Origin of the sequence: Coleofasciculus sp., from assembly GCF_046565525.1 — a bacterium.
GTDB lineage: Bacteria > Cyanobacteriota > Cyanobacteriia > Cyanobacteriales > Coleofasciculaceae > Coleofasciculus.
On the sequence record NZ_JBKHUP010000064.1, the window covers coordinates 19,149 to 36,215 of the forward strand.

The following is a 17,067-nucleotide window of genomic DNA, read 5'->3' on the forward strand; positions in this document are numbered from 1 at the left end:
AAGCATATTATCATATCATTTTTTTGGGCTAAAGTCAAATTTTCGCTGAAATTAGCCATAACGATTGTTATTTTTTGCGAAGGCGGTAGGTGATTCGACCTTTGCTCAAGTCATAAGGGGTCAATTCAACTTTGACCCGATCGCCCGGTAAGATTTTGATGTAGTTGCGGCGGATTTTGCCAGAGATATGGGCAAGGACGTTGAAGCCGTTGTCCAAGTCTACCCGAAACATGGCGTTCGGTAAGGATTCGGTTACCGTCCCTTCCATTTCAATTAAGTCTTGCTTAGCCAATTTTGTCGTTCCTCAATACTATGGGTCACTAAGTTTCCCTCCACACAGATACAGATTTGTCCAGGGAGTGTTAACATATTTTATCAAAATCCTCCCTCAAACGGCTTTTTTGCTTGGTTAGTGTTAAGAAAAGTTGAAACACCATGAGCGGCTCCCTAGAAGAGTTGCCATTACATAAGACCTAAGCCAGTAAGGGTCAGAAATTGCTCGTGTCTACTTATAGCTAGAAACCGGCAGCTTACTTTGGAGTTTCATTCTGGCAGTGACGGCACTTACCCGTCCAGATGTTTTCCCCACCTAACTGGGGAAGCTGTCCAAATTAATGGAAGCCTTAGAAATAGTAACGACTTCAGCGAGAGGAGAACATCCGTCAAAAGTGAGACGGGGTTCCTTTTCCGGCTTTGGCATTGGGGGCTTAACTCCTCCAGATTTCAGGACATCACCTGCTTGAGAGAGCCCGTAACCTCGTCCATAGGTCTATCCCCATCAATCTCGCGTAAGATTGAGCGATCGCGGTAAAACTCAATCACCGGTGCCGTCTGTTGGCGGTAGACTTCTAGGCGTCGCCGAATCGTCTGCTCATTATCATCTTGGCGTCCCCGTGAGAGTAAACGTTTCAGGATTGATTCATCGGGGACATCCAAATAAATAGCATAATCGCACCGCTGATCAAGCTCCTGAAGCAGATTTTCCAGAAAAGCCCCTTGGCTGACATTGCGCGGAAACCCATCCAAAATCCAACCCGCTTGAGTATCAAGTTGATCGAGGCGATCGCGAATTAGATCCAGAATCAATTCATCTGGCACCAACTCCCCTCGATCCATATAAGACTGCGCCTTTTGTCCGAGTGGTGTTAATTGCGCGATCGCACTCCGTAGAATCTCCCCCGTAGATATGTGAGGAATCTGATAAAGCTGAGCAATTAGCTGAGCTTGTGTTCCTTTTCCTGCCCCTGGTGGTCCTAAAAAAACTAATCGTGTCATTGGTTATTTGTCTTATGCCTTATGTCTTATGTCTTATGTCATTCGTCCTTTGTCAATTTGATGGGATCAAGGGGGTTCTCAAGTTAGCTGTGAATTCTCTTGTACCCCCCCAATTTAGGTTCAATCAACAATGAACAAAGGAAAAGTCACCAATGACATAGCAGCAATTTTACTGCTTAACCATACCCTCGTAACGCTGTGAAATCACGTATGTTTGAACCTGTTTTGCCGTGTCAATTGCCACACCGACCAAAATCAGTAACGAGGTAGCCCCCAGCCCTCTAAACGTAGTCACTCCAGTGGCACTTTCTACAGCCGTTGGCACAACCGCTACCAGTCCCAGAAAGATTGCACCCAAAAACGTCAACCGATTCAGCACTCGCTCAACATAGTCACTTGTGGCTTTACCGGGGCGAATTCCCGGAATACTCGCTCCCATTTTCTTCAAATTCTGCGACATATCAACCGGATTCACGATCAACGACGCATAGAAATAGCTGAAAAAGAGAATTAACACCAGATAAACCAGTACATACAGCCACGGCGTCGGACCATTCGGACTGATATATACTGCCACCTGATTGACAGCTTGGAGAATTGAGCCCAAAACTCCTTCACTATTACCACCGCGAGCAAAGCCAGCTAGGGAAGTGGGTAGAATCAAAACCGCTGAGGCAAAGATGATCGGCATTACCCCACCTTGGTTCAGTCTTAGCGGCAGATAGCTCGTCCGTTCCCGATAGAGGCGACGCCCAACTTGTCGTCTTGCCGAAATAATCGGAATCCGGCGCGTTCCCTCCTGAACGAAGACAATCCCGACAATCATCACCAAGAAAACCAGGAGCAAAATGACTACCTTACCTGCCATTTCTCGCCCCCCTGTCTGTGCCAACTCAATTGTTTGACCTAATGTCCGGGGCAGAACTGCCACAATATTGACAAAAATCAACAAAGATGCACCATTGCCAATCCCGCGTTCGGTAATCACTTCCGAAATCCACATGACAAACATTGAGCCAGCCGTAATTGCCAGCACAGTTTCCACAAAGAAGAGAGTTCCCGGATTTGTAGCAAACTGGCTGGCAAATAGTGCCAGACCCACACTTTGCAATATTGCCCAAACCAGGGCAACATAACGGGTAATCTGAGAAATTTTTCGGCGTCCTGCTTCCCCTTCATTCTTCTGTAAATTTTCCAGCGTGGGGATAGCTGCCGTCAGCAACTGTAAGATAATTGACGCATTAATATAGGGCAAGATTCCCAGGGCAAAAATTCCCAAAGCCGAGAATCCTCCCCCAGAGAAAAAATCTAAAATGCCAGCGATGGGAACGTTTCCACTTTGGATAGCTGTTGAAAGTTGTTCCCGATCAATTCCCGGTACAGGTAAAAATACACCAAACCGGGCTAGGATCAACAAACCGATGGTCAAAAGCAACCGACCTCTAAGACCGGCAGCTTGTGCCATCTGCATAAATGTTTCTTGAGCCGTTGGAGTTTTGTCTCGACTGACGACCATAAAGGGATACCTCCAGATGACACAGTGTTGACCTCTCCCTGTTATAAATAAACAGGGATTCTAATAGGATACTTCGGGGTCAATTAAAATCGCATCCCTTCGTATCTTAATTAGAGTTCCAGATCAATAACCTGGATGGCGCGGTCAAAAACGCCCTACAGACCTTGGTTAGATCAAGACCTAACTGTATCTCTACTTTTCTCAACCTATTAGCAGCACCATTACCCGCCAACGCTAAAAAGTTACGCCTCAATCACTTCACAACTCCCACCAGCCGCCTCAATTTTTTGGCGGGCGCCAGTCGTGAAAGCAGCGGCTTTAACGTTTAGCGATACATGCAACTCCCCGTCACCCAGAATTTTCAACGGTCCGTCGTTAGTGGTGACGATACCCGCTTCCATCAGTGACGGTAAAGTCACCTCTGTACTGGCAGGGAGCGATGCTAACTTACCTACATTTATCGTAGTGTAATGTTTTGGGTTAATTACCGTAAAGTGTTTTAACTTGGGTAGGCGGCGATACAAGGGCATCTGACCCCCTTCAAAGCCCGGTCTTGTACCCCGACCCGATCGCGACTTTTGACCCCGCATGCCAAAGCCACAGCTAGCCCCTTGCCCTGCGCTAATCCCGCGACCAACACGACGACGACGTTTCTTTGCACCTTCTTGGGGTGCTACAGTATGGATTCTCATAATCTAGCTCGTGAAACTCAAAACTCAGACGTGCCATGGCACGTCTCTACATTTAAAACTCAACACTCAACACTCTACCTTTAGACATAGAGCTTCTCAACATCAACCCCGCGTTCTTGAGCCACTTCGGCAAAAGTTCGCAGAGAATCTAGGGCGTTAATGGCAGCTCTAGCATTATTCAAGGGATTATTAGAACCCAATTGCTTGGCTAAAATATTACGAACCCCTGCCAATTCCAAAACCGTCCGCACTGCACCCCCAGCAATTACCCCTGTACCGGGTGCAGCGGGTCGCATCATCACCTTAGCACCGACAGCCGCCCCATTAGAGGGGTGAGGAATGGAATTAGACTTGGTTAAGGGAACATCGATGATTTGCTTTTTGGCATCGACAACCCCTTTACGAACAGCGCCAATTACATCACTGGCTTTGCCCACACCAACGCCCACTTGACCGCGCTCGTTGCCAACCACAACAATGGCACGGAAACTTAATTTTTTACCGCCTTTAACCACCTTGCTAACTCGACGGATTTGAATAACCCGTTCTTGCCAGGTGCTTTCTTTTTCTTTAGCGCGGCTACTTTTGCGACGATTTGCCATAATTTAAATTTTGATCTACTTATTCTAGAAGTCTAACCCAGCTTCACGCGCCGCTTCTGCCAAAGCTTTCACACGACCATGATAAAGGTTTCCTCCCCGGTCAAAAACAACCTGAGATATGCCTTTTTCCAGCGCTCGCTGGGCAATTAACTGACCCACTTTAGTCGAGGCGTCACAGGTGGCACCTGATTGCAACTCTGACTTCAGTCCAGGTTCTAGAGTAGAAGCCGCCACTAGGGTATGTTGCTGATCATCGTCAATAATCTGCACATAAATGTGCTGATTTGATCGAAAAACCGCCAATCTAGGACGTTCAGAACTACCTTGGACTGTCCGGCGAACGCGCCGATGTCTACGTCGGACTGATTGTTTACGAGTAAGTTTCATTGTTACTTCTTACCTGCTTTACCAGCTTTACGTCTAACTATTTCACCGGCATAGCGAATGCCTTTCCCTTTATAAACTTCAGGGGGACGCACCGCCCGAATTTTAGCCGCTGTGTTGCCGACGATTTCTTTATTTATCCCGCTAACAATTACGTTAGTATTCCCTTCAACCGCTAGCTGCACGTCTTGGGGAGGGACAATTTCCACGGGTTTACTGTACCCCACATTCAGAATCAGGTTACGCCCTTGAACTTGGGCGCGATAACCGACCCCTTGGATTTCTAGACGCTTCTGAAAACCTTGGGAAACCCCTTCTACCATATTGGCAACTAGGGTGCGAGATAATCCGTGGCGCTGACGGGCAAGTCGGGATTCATCCCGTCGTCGCACTTCAATTGTTTCTCCTTCTTGTTCAACTGTGACTTGTTTGGGCAGAACTCGTTGGAGTTCTCCTTTGGGTCCTTTTACAGTAACCTGTTGACCGTCAATGGTCACGGTCACTTTATTCGGAATTGTTATCGGGCGCTTGCCAATACGCGACATAATTTTATCCTCCTTACCAGGCAAAAGAATTTTCAGGTTTAAGAGGCTGATTTAAACAGCGCTACCAGATGTAACACAGCACTTCCCCACCGATTCCCTGTCGTCGGGCTTCCCGGTCTGTCATGATGCCACTGGACGTGGAAATAATCGCAATTCCAATACCACCGAGAACTCGCGGTAATTCCTTGCGGTTTTTGTAAACCCTGAGACCAGGTTTACTCACCCTTTTCAGCGCTCTGATAATGGGTTGGCGAGTTTTTCCTTTGTATTTCAACGAAATGACTATGTATTTTTTTACCCCTTCCCCAGCTTCTTCAAAATCGGCAATAAAGCCTTCTTCTTTTAAGACATGGGCAATCGCCCGTGTCATTTTTGTTGCTGGGACATTTGTGGTTTGATGCCGCACCAAGCACGCATTCCGAATGCGGGTCAGCATATCTGCAATTGTGTCGTTTGCCGCCATTATTTCCTTCCTATACTTACAGGCTTATTTCTCCCGGAAAGGCATTCCCATCTCTTTGAGTAAAGCACGACCCTCTTCATCGGTGTTCGCGGTTGTGATAATTGAAATATCCATGCCACGAATTTGATCGATACGGTCGTAGTCTATTTCCGGGAAAATCAGTTGTTCTCGGATGCCTAAGGTATAGTTACCGCGACCGTCGAAACTGCGGGGGCTGATCCCGCGAAAATCGCGAATTCGTGGCAAGGCTAAGTTAATTAAGCGATTCAAGAACGAGTACATCCGTTGCGATCGCAGGGTTACCATTATCCCCACAGGCATTCCTTGGCGGATTTTAAATCCCGCGATCGCTTTTTTGGCACGGGTAACCACGGGTTTTTGACCTGTAATGGTCGCCAGTTCACTCAATGATGATTCGAGTGCTTTAGCATTTTGAGATGCCTCTCCTAATCCCCGGTTGACGGTTATTTTGATCACACGGGGGACTTGATGGATATTTGTATACCCAAACTGTTCTTTAAGTTTGGGAACAATTGTTTCTTGATAGAGTGTTTTCAATTGGTCAGACATGGGGGTTATTCTTCTTTCCCTGGGCTTGGTCAGGGGCTATTTTTATTGATCCTTTGTCCTTTTCTTTTTGTCATTACCACAGAAGACGATTGACCAAGAAATTTAGTCAATAATTTCACCTGTTTTCTTCAGCATTCGTACCTTTCGTCCATCCTCAGTCAAGGTGTAACAGAGCCGACTTGCCACCTTTTGCTTATTAGAATAAAGCATGACATTGGAACTGTGAATCGGAGATTCAACGGTCACAATTTGACCCGTTTCCCCTTCTTGCTGAGGCTTGACGTGTTTGGTTTTGACATTCACGCCTTTGACGATCACCTTGCTAATTTTAGGTAATATTTGCAGAATTTCTCCTACCTTACCTTTATCGTGACCACTAATCACTTGCACTGTGTCACCTTTTTTGATGTGCATTTTGTAACGCACAGGCGCATTTTTTGTCTTTTGAGCCATTAGAGTACCTCCGGAGCCAAGGACACAATTTTTGTGTAATTTCTGTCCCGCAGTTCTCGCGCCACAGGACCAAATACACGAGTTCCTCTAGGATTGCCATCGGCGTTAATAATCACAGCAGCGTTATCGTCAAAGCGAATACTCATCCCGCTTTCCCGACGCAATCCTTTGCGAGTGCGGACAATAACTGCCCGAACTACGTCGGACTTTTTGATTGCCATGTTAGGAATCGCATCCTTAACCACAGCAATGATCACGTCACCAACACTGCCGTAACGCCGATTTCCAGAACCGAGAACGCGGATGCACATCACTTTACGCGCACCGCTATTATCAGCCACATTTAAATACGTTTGTTGTTGAATCATGGGATTTCTACTCTTTAAGAGTTATGAGTTGTGAGGCACGTAGGGGCTCTTTTCACTATGATCGTTTCTCACCTGACCCAGATTGGACTCGTGCCCCCGATCGAGTATGCCAGCATTCGAGAGAATTCCAAACCCAAAACCCGGTTCCCTCGAGGTCGCGTTGGGTCAACACTCCTTAAGTTGAGGCACTATTAAGAATTTCCGTAACCTGCCAGCGTTTCGTGCGACTCAGAGGTCGTGTTTCTTGAATGCGGACGCGATCGCCTTCTTGGCAGCGATTTTCTTCATCGTGTGCCTTGTATCGCTTGGTATTGACAACGATTTTGCCGTATTTCGGGTGGGGCGATCGATTTTCGACAGCAACAACTACGGTTTTATCCATTTTGTTGCTCACCACCAAACCAACTCGTTCTTTAACTGCCATCGCGGTTTACTCCTCTTCTTTTGCCTCAGACTCAGATGGTGAGGATTCAGGGGTGACTTCAGTCGCCTCGGGTTCACTAACCGACTCTTCTACCTCGGCTTGAGGGGGTTGAGTCGTGGCTGTAGCGGTTGTCGCTACAGGGGCTGAATCGCTCACCATTGGTGGGGTTGTCTCTTCAGAAACTGCTGCCAATTGCCGTTCTTGCGCCACCGTCATCATCTGAGCAATACGATGTTTCAGATGCTTAAACTGATGGGGTTTTTCTAAGCGGCGGGTTGCTTGTTGCAACCGCAGTTGAAATAGCTCACGCTTGGCAACTACAATTCCATCCGCTAATTCTTGATCGCTTAACGTTCTGGCGTCGTCTATTTTGGACAAAGGCATAACGTATACTACTTATTCCCCTTCACGGGTAATGAACTTCGTTTTAATGGGAAATTTGTTCGCCGCTAGACGCATGGCTTCGCGGGCAAGGGGTTCGGACACACCAGCGATTTCATACAAAACTCGACCTGGCTTAACCACAGCCACCCAATATTCAGGTGACCCTTTCCCCGAACCCATACGAGTTTCAGCGGGGCGCATGGTCACAGGTTTATCTGGAAATACTCGAATCCAGATTTTTCCACCCCGACGAATGTAGCGAGTCATCGCTCGACGACCGGCTTCAATTTGACGGGCAGTAATCCAGGAAGGTTCGATCGCTTGCAATCCAAAATCCCCAAAATTGAGGGAGTTACCGCGAGTCGCTTGACCTCTCATCCGCCCACGCTGCTGTTTGCGGAATTTTGTTCGCTTAGGACTTAACATAGTTATTTTGGTCCGTTATCAGTTAGTCGTGGTTGTTTATCGTTTGCCCGTTGTCACCTCACCTTTGGACTTTGGACAAATAACTACTCATTGGAACGATCTTCAAATTGCTGGCGACGCCGTTGTTGGCGGCGACGGGGTTGCGCTGTCGCTGGTGGGGCGACTTCTTCTGTAGACGGAATGATTTCACCTTTGAAAATCCAGACTTTCACACCCAGAATCCCATAGATGGTACTAGCGGTACGGTAGGAGTAATCAATATCCGCTCGTAGGGTATGCAAGGGAACTCGACCTTCACGAGTCCACTCCGTCCTCGCAATTTCAGCGCCATTTAGGCGACCACTGACTTGCACTTTGATCCCTTGGACATCTGCCCGTTGCGCCCGTTGAATGGCTTGACGGACAACTCGACGGAAGGACACACGGCGTTCTAACTGTTGGGCAATGTACTCAGCAATTAGTTCCGCATCGGCATCCACCCGGGCGACTTCAATGACATTGATGCGAATTTGACGATTACTCCCCAAAAGGTCTTGTAGACCTGTACGCAAGGATTCAATGCCACTCCCGCCACGACCAACCACGACACCGGGTCGAGCTGTATGGACTTCTAAATCAATTTGATCGGCTTTGCGTTCGATCCGAATTGTAGAAATTCCGGCGTTACTCAGGTTCTTTTCGACGTATTGTCGGATGATGTAGTCCTCTTGCAGGACTTCTGGGTAACGCTTGGTATCAGCAAACCAACAGGAGCGATGCTCTTGAGTGATACCTAAGCGAAAACCAATTGGATGAATTTTTTGTCCCACGAATCCTTCCTTTAGTTTGTATTTGTCCGTTGTCAATCGTGATCATTGATGATGATTGACTAGTCCTCAACTTGAGGTGAAACCGCCACCGTGATATGACAGGTTGGCTTGCGAATCTGATAAGCTCGACCTTGGGCTCTGGGGCGATAGCGCCTAAAGCTTGGTCCCATATCGGCAGAGGCATGGGTGATCACTAAGTTTGCCGGATCTAGACCCGCATTATGTTCGGCATTCGCCACGGCGGATCGTAGGACTTTCAGCACAGGTTCGCACGCCCGGTAAGGCATAAATTCCAGAATAATCAGGGCTTCACGGTAGGAACGCCCACGAATCTGATCGAGAACCCGCCTAACTTTAAAGGGGGACATGCGAATATAACGTGCGATCGCTTTGGTTTCTGCTGTTGTATCTATTGTCGCCATAGTTTTTGTGATCTCTAATGGGCAAGAGCGAGAGTCAACCTGCCAACTCCTCAAACGGCATTTTACCGATTAACGCGCCCGGCGATCGCCCTTGGAATGACCGCGAAAGGTGCGAGTTGGGGCAAATTCGCCCAGTTTATGCCCCACCATCTGCTCATTGATAAAAACCGGCACATGGGTTCTCCCGTTATGAACGGCGATGGTGTGACCCACCATTTGCGGCAAAATGGTTGAGGCGCGTGACCAGGTTTTAATCACCTGCTTTTCGCCTTTACTGTTTAAAGCTTCAATCTTACTCAGAAGACTGTCGGCTATAAATGGACCTTTTTTTAAAGAACGACCCATAATCTAAACGTGGTTAATGGTCAATAATTGAATGCAAGCGTTAAGCCTGACGTCCACCCCGTCCTCGCTTCGAGGATTTGCGCCGACGGCGGACAATTAAAGATGTACTTTGTTTTTTCGGTTTGCGAGTTTTAGCTCCCAAAGTCGGTTTACCCCATGGTGTGACTGGACCGGATCTACCAATAGGCGCTCTGCCTTCACCACCACCGTGGGGGTGATCCACCGGGTTCATGACACTTCCTCTCACTTTGGGACGGCGTCCTAAGCGACGGCTACGACCGGCTTTACCTAAACTTAGGTTACGAGCCTCGCTATTCCCGACCTGGCCAATAGTGGCATAGCAGTTCCGCCGCACCAGGCGAACCTCCGTGGAGGGTAACTTCAGGGTGACATAGTTCCCTTCTTTGGCGACGACTTGGGCGCTAACTCCAGCCGCGCGGACGATTTGACCGCCTTTTCCAGGCACCAGTTCCACGTTATGGACGCTGGTTCCTAGAGGGATATTGCTCAGAGGTAAAGCGTTGCCAACTTCAATGGGAGCATCGGGTCCAGAAATTACGGACGCCCCCACTTCTAAACCAGCCGGATGCAGAATATAGCGTTTTTCGCCATCCTGATAGTAAAGCAGGGCAATCCGGGCATTCCGGTTGGGGTCATATTCAATGGCTGCTACTTTAGCCGGAATATTGTGCTTGCTCCGGTGAAAGTCGATGATGCGGTAGAGGCGCTTGTGTCCACCACCACGGCGCCGACTGGTAATCACGCCCCTATTATTGCGACCTTTGGGACGGTGATTGGATGTAGTTAGTGATTTTTCGGGTTCACTGCGGGTAATCTCAGCAAAGTCTGAGATGGTCACCTGGCGGGTACTAGGTGTGTAGGGTCTATAACTACGAGTTCCCATAAAACTATCCTTTATTTGTCTTTCGTTATTGAAAACTCTTTCACTCGCTCAGGGCGGGTTTACTTACATCTGGGTTAGGTAAGAAACGATAGTAATCAAACCCGCCCCTACATAAAACCAGATCCCTTGAGCAAGGGCGTTGGGTCAACCTTGTTTTATACTTCTGGGAACAGCGTAATCGAGTCTCCAGAAGCTAAGGTGACAATTGCCCGTTTGTACTGGGGCTTGTAGCCGACAAATTTGCCGACGCGACGCTTTCTGCGAGGTGGCATTAAGGTGTTGACACCAGTAACTTTGACATCAAAAAGGCTTTCTATTGCCGCTTTGATTTCAGGTTTAGTGGCTTTGGGAACAACATCAAAGACGTATTTGTTATCTTCTAAGAGCAACGTGGCTTTTTCAGTAACAATTGGGCGAATCACCATGTCTGCCAATTCGCCGGGGTTGGATTTAATCACTGTAAACCTCCTGGATTGTGGCAAGGGCTGTATTGGTGGTGACGATTTTGTCCGCTTCTAATACGTCGTAGATATTTAAGCTGTTTGCATAAATTAGCTTAAGGCTTGGTACATTACGCGCTGACAAATAAACCTGCTGTTCCGGTTGGGGTAGAATTAACAGGACTTTTTGATTTGGATCAATTCCCCAACGCGCGATCGCCTCTAGCAAGTCTTTGGTTTTAGGACGGGTCAATTGATCGGCAAAATCTTCGACGACAATCAGATCCTCAGATCGACTCTGCAATGCTGTTCGCAGTGCCAAGCGCCGCTCTTTGCGGTTCATCTTCAGGCTATAGTCTCTGGGCTTAGGACCAAAGATGACGCCCCCGCCTCGCCACAAGGGTGAGCGGTTTGAGCCAGCCCGAGCGCGACCGGTGCCTTTTTGCCGCCACGGTTTACGTCCGCCACCTCTAACTTCAGCGCGGGTTTTCGTTGATGCTGTTCCTTGACGAGCATTAGCCATTTGTCTAACTAATGCTCGATGAACAATGTGAGACGCACTATCTTCTTTAGCAACTTTCAGCTCCAGGGTTGCTTGTCCCACTTCTTCCCCTTGCCAGTTTCGTACTATACAATCGACCATAGTTTTTAGTCCTTAGTCTTTATTCTGGTTGTTCAAGATTCATCGGTGGGCATCAAAAATGAGCCATGAACCCTGAATAACTATTTCCCGACTTTATTTGTGGGTGCAATGTTTAAAAGCGCTCCTGGCTTACCGGGAACTGCCCCTTTAATAATCAGCAGGTTTCGCTCTACGTCTACGCGCACCACCTGTAATTTGCGAATGGTCTGACGTTTACCGCCATAACGACCTGCCATTTTCTTGCCAGGGAAGGTACGACCGGGCGTTGTTCCGGCGCCAGTGGAACCGGGTAGGCGGTGGTTTTTGGAACCATGCGCCATTGGTCCGCGCTTAAAGTTATGGCGTTTTTGATAGCCAGCAAAACCACGACCAATGGTCTTTCCAGAGATATCGACCAGTTGACCCGCACTAAATATTTCTACGTTCACAACTTGACCAAGTTGGAATTCGTCGGTGCTATCTAGGCGATATTCACGCAGGTGACGTAAGGGGGGAGCCTCGGACTTGGCTAAATGCCCCTTTTCTGGCTTATTAACTGCCTTTTCTTTAACTTCGTGATAGCCCAGTTGCACAGCAATGTAGCCATCCGTTTGCTTGGTTTTGATTTGAGTCACCCGACAAGGACCCGCTTGAACGACTGTGACAGGAAGGGCGCGTCCTTCCTCGTCAAAGACTTGGGTCATGCCGAGTTTCGTGCCGAGGATACCGACAGACACTGGCTTCTCCTTTCTAGACGGTACAGCGAGGCAAATTTGGCGTGGATTCACTTGTGAATCCGCTAGTGCCTCAGCAGGTTATCTTCCTGACTAATCGACAGGGATTGCCTCGATTGAGGTTCATTCTTGCCTGGTTAGTTGTGGAAATTTGGGTTAGTACTGACTAACCGCGTCGCCTTTGAACGCTGGGACTTAAGGTGTTATCTCCTTAGTATCCCCACGAGGCGCAGTGCAAGTGCCAAAGGTCAGAAGCTGCCACTACAAGAGCTATCTGGCTTTTTTATCTGAGTTCACTCTAGTTCTACTGTAGAACTAGCAGACCTCAACTTGGTGGTTTTGACTTGATAAATCCAAGACCACAGCTTCTGTTGACCTAAGTTGCGATCGAGTAAGTTCGCGATCGCGCAACTGGCAATTTGGTCACAATTGATCAGTATAGAATAATTCCTTGGCTTTGTCTAGGAAATTGGAGACAATTCTATGTATCCGAGCCAGCTCGCCTGGAAAGCCACACGCTCATTCACAATCTGGGGAACCCGCCAAACCGCCATGCACCTGGTCTAAGCCTCCACCTTAAATGGTACGCTCAAAAGCTGGACAATTAATTTGTGGAACAGGCGTAAGGGAGTGATTCCAGACTTCGACGAAAACGGCAATCTACCACCAGGAGTGCATTTTTGCGAATGGGAGGAATTTGTAGAACGATTTGGAACCAATGCGCTTAGGTTGCGTTTAATACGGGGACTGCAAATGGCAATGGAGCAGCTAAAAGCAGCAGGTTGCCGGACAATGTATATCAATGGCAGCTTTGTTACCATCAAAGCAGACCCAGGGGATTTCGATGCCTGTTGGGATAGAGAAGAGGTAGATATAGACTATCTCAGAATTCATGCTCCTCGATTACTGAATCATTATGACCGTGCTGGACAGAAAGCTAAATATGGAGGTGAAATCTTTCCATCCGACCAACCCATCGGCAATTACGGAATGGATTCTTTTGAATTATTTCAGCAAGATAGAAAGTACAATAAAAAAGGGATTATTGCCATAGATTTAGTGAGGTGTAACTTATGATTAAAGATGAAAAAGAGTATACAGTTACTCAGGGGCTTATCGGAGAATTTGAAAAATCTATAGCCGCAACAGAGAGGGATGAAGCCAGGAAAACAAATGACCCTGACGGCTGGGAGCTGATGAGAAGTTCATTACAATCTCATCTCGATAAATTAAAAGCAGAAATCGCTGAATATGAAAGACTTACATCCCATGATCGCCACAGCCCTATCGTACTGAAGCTCGACGATCTTGACTATTTACCGCAAATTTTAATTAAAGCGCGTATGGCGGCTAAACTCAGCCATCAAGAACTAGCGAACTTAGCTGGACTGACGGAAGAGCAAATCAAACGCTATGAAGGTAATGATTACGAAGATGCCAGTTTCCTGAATGTCAGATTTGTGATTGATGCCCTAGATATTAAAATTCAAAACGGGGAGTTTTTAATTCCTTTAGATACGCTGAGAAGAACCCCGATTACTAAAGAAGAATTGCTAACATCTCATACAAGAAATCGGGATTGATTGTTTAGTTTGGTAAAGTTAAAGTTTTAAGGTTATCTTCTATGAAGCTGCGTGATTGGTTTAAATATTCAGACAGGGAAAAGCCTCCTTACAATCCTACGGCTGGTACTTCAATAACTGTTGAAAGTTTTTGGCGAGATGAATCAAGTAAATTTGAAGATCCAGATTGGCGGCGCGAAGAATGGCTGATTCACTCTGCTCTTGTTCCAGTCGAGCAGCTCAAGATGGCTGCTACTAAGATTACGTCGCCTTATAGGTTAACTTTTGAAGTAGGCTGGAACTCCGATGATCAATTTAGCTTTGGAGACTATTCCCAATATAGAGATATTAAGCTATATGCTTTAGCTCGATTAGTTAAGCATCCAGTTAGTCAGGATTTCTCTGTTGAGTTAAGTCATAAGTTTATCACTTATCATGCTTTGCACAAAAGAAATCAGTCTCAGCATTACCATCCAATAGATAATATCCTAGTTGCTGAGACTAACCTGGATTCTCATAAAACTTACGATCCTACAGCTCGGGTAATCATTCATCGGGACTATTTACGTGATTTCTTATCAGCCTTGGGCATGGGGTTACTAATTTCTGTAACTGCTGATCGTTTTGCAAATGCAGCAACAGAAGAGGAGCTTGAGATTGAGCCAAGTGAAAACAAGCAAATTGATGAGCTTACTTGGATTTCAACAAATATACATACTCCTGATTTCACTAAGCATAGTTCTTTTCGCGGACGCTCTATTTTGCGCCGGAATTTCATAATCGAACCTTATGATAGACCGAACTTTGAGCGTAGTCCTTGGTATTTTTTTGGAGAAGAACCGATACAAGAATCAGAGTTGCCAAGCTTTATAGTGAATGATGAGGGGAAGAGACAAGCTTTGCAAAAAAACACTTATTTGGTAAATTCTAGCAGCGAGATTGGATGGTTAGGATATTTATATTTCCGTCCAGAGGTTCTGCAAAAGTATCTGCAAGTTCCTGGATACAGCGTATTTTTTCATATGCGGAACTGGGGAGTAGCTTCCTTACCTGGTGATAGGGGTCCGATTGATGTAGGGATTAATTCCCAGGAATTAGTTAATTTTTGTAGTAGACAAAAAGCTAAGGCAGATAAAGCTTTTAGAGAAGATTTTGATGGCTAAGGGATTGGACGAGCCACAAGCTCAATCAATGACGGCTCCTCTTGTCGGTTTAAATGAACTCCGCATAGGTTCAGCACACATCGGTAATCCTGAACTGGAGCCTATTTTTCAATTAATGGGAGCGTCAACAATTCCCGAAACGCCAAGAGCTGGCTGGAATTTCTGTGTTGATGCTGTTGGAAATTGTTTATGTTCAATTGCTGGTATCCTGGAAAGTTAATTGGACTTTGGGCAAAAGGCTGTAATCGGGCGATGCTCAACCTCAGACACTATCTCCCACTTGTCAGACGTACCTAAATAGAACCCCTAAGTTGTCCCCACCCAAACCAATTCCGACTCATCACCCGGAATTGCCAACAGCGTTCGCCACACCAAATCTGCCCAACCCAATTAGTGCGATAAGTTAAAATGAGGCTGAATACTTTGGCAAATATTTAAATTCAGAGAATGCAGATTAGCGTTGAAGTCTCAGATGAGTTGGCACTCCGATTGAGTCCACTGCAAGATCAGTTGCCGCAGATTTTAGAACTAGGGTTGCGGGAATGGAATGGGGATGCTCAATCTGGATTTTCTGGACTGACAGACGTTTTGGAGTTTTTGGCGAATCTGCCAACTCCAGAGGAAATTTTGGCACTGAAGCCATCTCCGGTGTTGCAGCAGCACATTGAACACCTGCTAGAAAAGAATCGGACAATCGGGTTAACAGCCCAAGAGGAGCGATTGTGGCAGCAGTATGAATATGTTGAACATTTGGTACGGATAGCTAAGGCGAAGGCATTGCTGAAGCTTAAGGCAATATAAAGGATGAGCAAGACTTATGTTTCTGCGGCAGTCAGACGCTTAGTCTATGAACGTGCTAACCATGCTTGTGAGTATTGCTTAATGCCTGAAATTGGTGACAGTACGCTTGTTACAGATGAATCGTCCTGAGCGGGTGGAGGAACGGAAGTTGCTGTCACAAGCAAATGTTTTGAATGTACCTGAATCTTGAAGCGATCGCCTAATCTCACCCACCTTACCCAACCTGACGCTGACTGTTGAGATATTGGTGAGTGCGCTGCGTAATTCTGAACTGACTGAACCTCTGAAAACTCAAGTTTTAATGAAGATTGACGCCATACTATATAAGGGACATTCTGTTATAAGGATTCCTATTCCAGCTCAAACTGAGGTGTCATTTGTCGGTGAAACAGCTTTTACGAGGGAAAATTCTTCCACGGTAGAAGCAAAAAGACCAAAATTAATTGCTGTCTATCAGCGTTTTCAGAAGTAAAAATTGCCATAAAATATAATTTTATAGTCTACCTTCACGTTGAATCTGCTTAATTATATATAAAATATTCATGGGCGCACGTCGGTGCGCCCCTACGAATCATGTTTATAATGCTCACTATTTTTTGGCTAGATCAGGAATAACTAACATAAAAAGAATACCGAACACAATAACCGCAATAGCTTGTTCTGTGGTCAGTAGATTGGGTCTTACCAGATACAAGACAGCAAAGGCAAGCAACCCAATTGTCAGATTCCGAGACATCAGTCCGGGCGCTACTAGGGTTGCAATGATGCAAAACGCGATTATAGCAATGGCTACTTCCATGATTCCTGTTTCCTTGTTTCGGGTAATTACAGGGCGTTTAGCAAGGCAGAAAGCCCAACCGATCGCCTACTATCAATCAGCCGTTACCTGTGACCCGATTCCTCATGGACAAGTCCTGCCTGTTTCTGTCGGGCTGGCTTGTGTACAGATCTCCCTGTACGCCACAGGGTACGAGTTATACGAGTTAACGTAACTCTAAACTATCTCAAAACCGCTCATAAGTCAGTAGTGAGTAACTGCTCATCTTGACTTTACGCGATCGCGAACCCCCGAAAACACGTCTATCCCCTATCCCAATAAGGCTTTCCCTGACTCCGAGTCCGGGTAAACTTGTGTTAAAATATTAAAAGAAAGTAGCACATTT

At 46.6% G+C, this 17,067-nt stretch carries 28 protein-coding genes and 1 pseudogene; 7 read left to right on the top strand and 22 right to left on the bottom strand.

Translation table 11 applies throughout. The features are described from left to right. Window positions 1-67 precede the first annotated feature (67 nt). The 21 genes and pseudogenes from infA to rplC all read right to left on the bottom strand — a co-directional run bounded on the left by infA (window position 68) and on the right by rplC (window position 12,381). Window positions 68-292 (bottom strand): translation initiation factor IF-1, encoded by a 225-nt coding sequence (gene infA, locus ACLGGO_RS21875; protein WP_006100613.1) that lies wholly within the window; start codon window positions 290-292, stop codon window positions 68-70. A gap of 431 nt (window positions 293-723) precedes the next feature. Beyond that, window positions 724-1,275 (bottom strand): adenylate kinase, encoded by a 552-nt coding sequence (locus ACLGGO_RS21880; RefSeq protein WP_446420898.1) that lies wholly within the window; start codon window positions 1,273-1,275, stop codon window positions 724-726. A gap of 169 nt (window positions 1,276-1,444) precedes the next feature. Next, the gene (gene secY, locus ACLGGO_RS21885; RefSeq protein ID WP_446336564.1) at window positions 1,445-2,791 is read right to left on the bottom strand and encodes a preprotein translocase subunit SecY; all 1,347 of its coding nucleotides are present in this window, start codon (window positions 2,789-2,791) and stop codon (window positions 1,445-1,447) included. Window positions 2,792-3,033: 242 nt separating this feature from the next. Further along, on the bottom strand, window positions 3,034-3,483 hold the full coding sequence (gene rplO, locus ACLGGO_RS21890; RefSeq protein WP_446336563.1) for a 50S ribosomal protein L15: 450 nt from the start codon (window positions 3,481-3,483) through the stop codon (window positions 3,034-3,036). Window positions 3,484-3,563: 80 nt separating this feature from the next. Further along, a complete protein-coding gene (gene rpsE / locus ACLGGO_RS21895; protein WP_446336562.1) occupies window positions 3,564-4,085 on the bottom strand; it encodes a 30S ribosomal protein S5 in 522 nt (173 codons plus the stop codon). A 24-nt stretch (window positions 4,086-4,109) separates the two neighbouring features. Next, window positions 4,110-4,472: a 50S ribosomal protein L18 gene (rplR, locus tag ACLGGO_RS21900; RefSeq protein ID WP_446336561.1), complete on the bottom strand. Its 363-nt coding sequence runs from the start codon at window positions 4,470-4,472 to the stop codon at window positions 4,110-4,112. A 2-nt stretch (window positions 4,473-4,474) separates the two neighbouring features. Next, window positions 4,475-5,014 (bottom strand): 50S ribosomal protein L6, encoded by a 540-nt coding sequence (gene rplF, locus ACLGGO_RS21905; protein WP_446420899.1) that lies wholly within the window; start codon window positions 5,012-5,014, stop codon window positions 4,475-4,477. 61 nt (window positions 5,015-5,075) lie between these two features. Beyond that, window positions 5,076-5,477 (bottom strand): 30S ribosomal protein S8, encoded by a 402-nt coding sequence (gene rpsH, locus ACLGGO_RS21910; RefSeq protein WP_446336559.1) that lies wholly within the window; start codon window positions 5,475-5,477, stop codon window positions 5,076-5,078. A gap of 24 nt (window positions 5,478-5,501) precedes the next feature. After that, a complete protein-coding gene (gene rplE, locus ACLGGO_RS21915) occupies window positions 5,502-6,047 on the bottom strand; it encodes a 50S ribosomal protein L5 (RefSeq protein WP_446336558.1) in 546 nt (181 codons plus the stop codon). A 102-nt stretch (window positions 6,048-6,149) separates the two neighbouring features. Continuing rightward, window positions 6,150-6,500 (bottom strand): 50S ribosomal protein L24, encoded by a 351-nt coding sequence (gene rplX, locus ACLGGO_RS21920; protein WP_446336557.1) that lies wholly within the window; start codon window positions 6,498-6,500, stop codon window positions 6,150-6,152. After that, window positions 6,500-6,868, bottom strand: coding sequence for a 50S ribosomal protein L14 (gene rplN, locus ACLGGO_RS21925; RefSeq protein WP_446336556.1), 369 nt, complete (start codon window positions 6,866-6,868; stop codon window positions 6,500-6,502). The genes rplX and rplN overlap by 1 nt, the downstream gene beginning before the upstream one ends. 175 nt (window positions 6,869-7,043) lie before the next feature. Further along, complete coding sequence (gene rpsQ / locus ACLGGO_RS21930; protein WP_446336555.1) at window positions 7,044-7,292, bottom strand: 30S ribosomal protein S17; 249 nt, start codon at window positions 7,290-7,292, stop codon at window positions 7,044-7,046. A gap of 159 nt (window positions 7,293-7,451) precedes the next feature. After that, window positions 7,452-7,676, bottom strand: a pseudogene (rpmC, locus tag ACLGGO_RS21935) (50S ribosomal protein L29); the annotation flags it as partial. A gap of 12 nt (window positions 7,677-7,688) precedes the next feature. Next, a complete protein-coding gene (gene rplP / locus ACLGGO_RS21940) occupies window positions 7,689-8,102 on the bottom strand; it encodes a 50S ribosomal protein L16 (protein ID WP_446336553.1) in 414 nt (137 codons plus the stop codon). A gap of 83 nt (window positions 8,103-8,185) precedes the next feature. After that, window positions 8,186-8,911 (bottom strand): 30S ribosomal protein S3, encoded by a 726-nt coding sequence (gene rpsC / locus ACLGGO_RS21945; protein ID WP_446336581.1) that lies wholly within the window; start codon window positions 8,909-8,911, stop codon window positions 8,186-8,188. Between the two features lie 59 nt (window positions 8,912-8,970). Beyond that, the gene (gene rplV, locus ACLGGO_RS21950) at window positions 8,971-9,333 is read right to left on the bottom strand and encodes a 50S ribosomal protein L22 (RefSeq protein WP_446336552.1); all 363 of its coding nucleotides are present in this window, start codon (window positions 9,331-9,333) and stop codon (window positions 8,971-8,973) included. Window positions 9,334-9,402: 69 nt separating this feature from the next. Then, window positions 9,403-9,678: a 30S ribosomal protein S19 gene (rpsS, locus tag ACLGGO_RS21955; protein WP_446336551.1), complete on the bottom strand. Its 276-nt coding sequence runs from the start codon at window positions 9,676-9,678 to the stop codon at window positions 9,403-9,405. A gap of 40 nt (window positions 9,679-9,718) precedes the next feature. Continuing rightward, window positions 9,719-10,582: a 50S ribosomal protein L2 gene (rplB, locus tag ACLGGO_RS21960; RefSeq protein WP_446336550.1), complete on the bottom strand. Its 864-nt coding sequence runs from the start codon at window positions 10,580-10,582 to the stop codon at window positions 9,719-9,721. A gap of 155 nt (window positions 10,583-10,737) precedes the next feature. Continuing rightward, window positions 10,738-11,040, bottom strand: coding sequence for a 50S ribosomal protein L23 (locus tag ACLGGO_RS21965; protein WP_446336549.1), 303 nt, complete (start codon window positions 11,038-11,040; stop codon window positions 10,738-10,740). Further along, window positions 11,033-11,665: a 50S ribosomal protein L4 gene (gene rplD, locus ACLGGO_RS21970; RefSeq protein WP_446420900.1), complete on the bottom strand. Its 633-nt coding sequence runs from the start codon at window positions 11,663-11,665 to the stop codon at window positions 11,033-11,035. Before rplD ends, ACLGGO_RS21965 begins: the two co-directional genes overlap by 8 nt. 80 nt (window positions 11,666-11,745) lie before the next feature. After that, window positions 11,746-12,381 carry a 50S ribosomal protein L3 gene (rplC, locus tag ACLGGO_RS21975; protein WP_446420915.1) on the bottom strand — a complete coding sequence of 212 codons (636 nt, stop codon included), beginning with the start codon at window positions 12,379-12,381 and terminating at the stop codon, window positions 11,746-11,748. Between the two features lie 627 nt (window positions 12,382-13,008). Between rplC and ACLGGO_RS21980 the strand changes: the two genes are divergently transcribed. The 6 genes from ACLGGO_RS21980 (at window position 13,009) to ACLGGO_RS22005 (ending at window position 16,033) form a co-directional block, all read left to right on the top strand. Further along, a complete protein-coding gene (locus ACLGGO_RS21980) occupies window positions 13,009-13,455 on the top strand; it encodes a DUF6932 family protein (protein ID WP_446420901.1) in 447 nt (148 codons plus the stop codon). Next, window positions 13,452-13,961: a helix-turn-helix domain-containing protein gene (locus ACLGGO_RS21985; protein ID WP_446420902.1), complete on the top strand. Its 510-nt coding sequence runs from the start codon at window positions 13,452-13,454 to the stop codon at window positions 13,959-13,961. The genes ACLGGO_RS21980 and ACLGGO_RS21985 overlap by 4 nt, the downstream gene beginning before the upstream one ends. A gap of 41 nt (window positions 13,962-14,002) precedes the next feature. After that, window positions 14,003-15,103 carry a hypothetical protein gene (locus ACLGGO_RS21990; protein ID WP_446420903.1) on the top strand — a complete coding sequence of 367 codons (1,101 nt, stop codon included), beginning with the start codon at window positions 14,003-14,005 and terminating at the stop codon, window positions 15,101-15,103. Continuing rightward, on the top strand, window positions 15,096-15,323 hold the full coding sequence (locus tag ACLGGO_RS21995) for a hypothetical protein (RefSeq protein WP_446420904.1): 228 nt from the start codon (window positions 15,096-15,098) through the stop codon (window positions 15,321-15,323). The genes ACLGGO_RS21990 and ACLGGO_RS21995 overlap by 8 nt, the downstream gene beginning before the upstream one ends. A gap of 227 nt (window positions 15,324-15,550) precedes the next feature. After that, window positions 15,551-15,904 carry a hypothetical protein gene (locus ACLGGO_RS22000; protein WP_446336547.1) on the top strand — a complete coding sequence of 118 codons (354 nt, stop codon included), beginning with the start codon at window positions 15,551-15,553 and terminating at the stop codon, window positions 15,902-15,904. A gap of 3 nt (window positions 15,905-15,907) precedes the next feature. After that, window positions 15,908-16,033, top strand: coding sequence for a hypothetical protein (locus ACLGGO_RS22005; protein ID WP_446420905.1), 126 nt, complete (start codon window positions 15,908-15,910; stop codon window positions 16,031-16,033). A 460-nt stretch (window positions 16,034-16,493) separates the two neighbouring features. Here ACLGGO_RS22005 and ACLGGO_RS22010 read toward each other — a convergent pair whose 3' ends face one another. Further along, entirely contained in the window at window positions 16,494-16,703 is a 210-nt protein-coding gene (locus ACLGGO_RS22010) for a hypothetical protein (protein WP_446361748.1), read from the bottom strand. On the opposite strand from ACLGGO_RS22010, the gene ACLGGO_RS22015 reads away from it, so the two are divergent. Beyond that, window positions 16,702-16,896, top strand: coding sequence for a hypothetical protein (locus ACLGGO_RS22015; RefSeq protein WP_446420906.1), 195 nt, complete (start codon window positions 16,702-16,704; stop codon window positions 16,894-16,896). The two genes, ACLGGO_RS22010 and ACLGGO_RS22015, sit on opposite strands and share 2 nt — an antisense overlap. Window positions 16,897-17,067 lie beyond the last annotated feature (171 nt).

What these genes read in the sequence shown, in the direction of transcription:
- ACLGGO_RS21880 (WP_446420898.1), bottom strand. Translation starts at nt 1,275, where the DNA reads ATGACACGATTAGTTTTTTTAGGACCACCAGGGGCAGGAAAAGGAACA.
- secY (WP_446336564.1), bottom strand. Translation starts at nt 2,791, where the DNA reads ATGGTCGTCAGTCGAGACAAAACTCCAACGGCTCAAGAAACATTTATG.
- rplO (WP_446336563.1), bottom strand. Translation starts at nt 3,483, where the DNA reads ATGAGAATCCATACTGTAGCACCCCAAGAAGGTGCAAAGAAACGTCGT.
- rpsE (WP_446336562.1), bottom strand. Translation starts at nt 4,085, where the DNA reads ATGGCAAATCGTCGCAAAAGTAGCCGCGCTAAAGAAAAAGAAAGCACC.
- rplR (WP_446336561.1), bottom strand. Translation starts at nt 4,472, where the DNA reads ATGAAACTTACTCGTAAACAATCAGTCCGACGTAGACATCGGCGCGTT.
- rplF (WP_446420899.1), bottom strand. Translation starts at nt 5,014, where the DNA reads ATGTCGCGTATTGGCAAGCGCCCGATAACAATTCCGAATAAAGTGACC.
- rpsH (WP_446336559.1), bottom strand. Translation starts at nt 5,477, where the DNA reads ATGGCGGCAAACGACACAATTGCAGATATGCTGACCCGCATTCGGAAT.
- rplE (WP_446336558.1), bottom strand. Translation starts at nt 6,047, where the DNA reads ATGTCTGACCAATTGAAAACACTCTATCAAGAAACAATTGTTCCCAAA.
- rplX (WP_446336557.1), bottom strand. Translation starts at nt 6,500, where the DNA reads ATGGCTCAAAAGACAAAAAATGCGCCTGTGCGTTACAAAATGCACATC.
- rplN (WP_446336556.1), bottom strand. Translation starts at nt 6,868, where the DNA reads ATGATTCAACAACAAACGTATTTAAATGTGGCTGATAATAGCGGTGCG.
- rpsQ (WP_446336555.1), bottom strand. Translation starts at nt 7,292, where the DNA reads ATGGCAGTTAAAGAACGAGTTGGTTTGGTGGTGAGCAACAAAATGGAT.
- rplP (WP_446336553.1), bottom strand. Translation starts at nt 8,102, where the DNA reads ATGTTAAGTCCTAAGCGAACAAAATTCCGCAAACAGCAGCGTGGGCGG.
- rplV (WP_446336552.1), bottom strand. Translation starts at nt 9,333, where the DNA reads ATGGCGACAATAGATACAACAGCAGAAACCAAAGCGATCGCACGTTAT.
- rpsS (WP_446336551.1), bottom strand. Translation starts at nt 9,678, where the DNA reads ATGGGTCGTTCTTTAAAAAAAGGTCCATTTATAGCCGACAGTCTTCTG.
- rplB (WP_446336550.1), bottom strand. Translation starts at nt 10,582, where the DNA reads ATGGGAACTCGTAGTTATAGACCCTACACACCTAGTACCCGCCAGGTG.
- rplD (WP_446420900.1), bottom strand. Translation starts at nt 11,665, where the DNA reads ATGGTCGATTGTATAGTACGAAACTGGCAAGGGGAAGAAGTGGGACAA.
- ACLGGO_RS21985 (WP_446420902.1), top strand. Translation starts at nt 13,452, where the DNA reads ATGATTAAAGATGAAAAAGAGTATACAGTTACTCAGGGGCTTATCGGA.
- ACLGGO_RS21990 (WP_446420903.1), top strand. Translation starts at nt 14,003, where the DNA reads ATGAAGCTGCGTGATTGGTTTAAATATTCAGACAGGGAAAAGCCTCCT.
- ACLGGO_RS21995 (WP_446420904.1), top strand. Translation starts at nt 15,096, where the DNA reads ATGGCTAAGGGATTGGACGAGCCACAAGCTCAATCAATGACGGCTCCT.
- ACLGGO_RS22000 (WP_446336547.1), top strand. Translation starts at nt 15,551, where the DNA reads ATGCAGATTAGCGTTGAAGTCTCAGATGAGTTGGCACTCCGATTGAGT.
- ACLGGO_RS22005 (WP_446420905.1), top strand. Translation starts at nt 15,908, where the DNA reads ATGAGCAAGACTTATGTTTCTGCGGCAGTCAGACGCTTAGTCTATGAA.
- ACLGGO_RS22015 (WP_446420906.1), top strand. Translation starts at nt 16,702, where the DNA reads ATGATTCCTGTTTCCTTGTTTCGGGTAATTACAGGGCGTTTAGCAAGG.
- ACLGGO_RS22010 (WP_446361748.1), bottom strand. Translation starts at nt 16,703, where the DNA reads ATGGAAGTAGCCATTGCTATAATCGCGTTTTGCATCATTGCAACCCTA.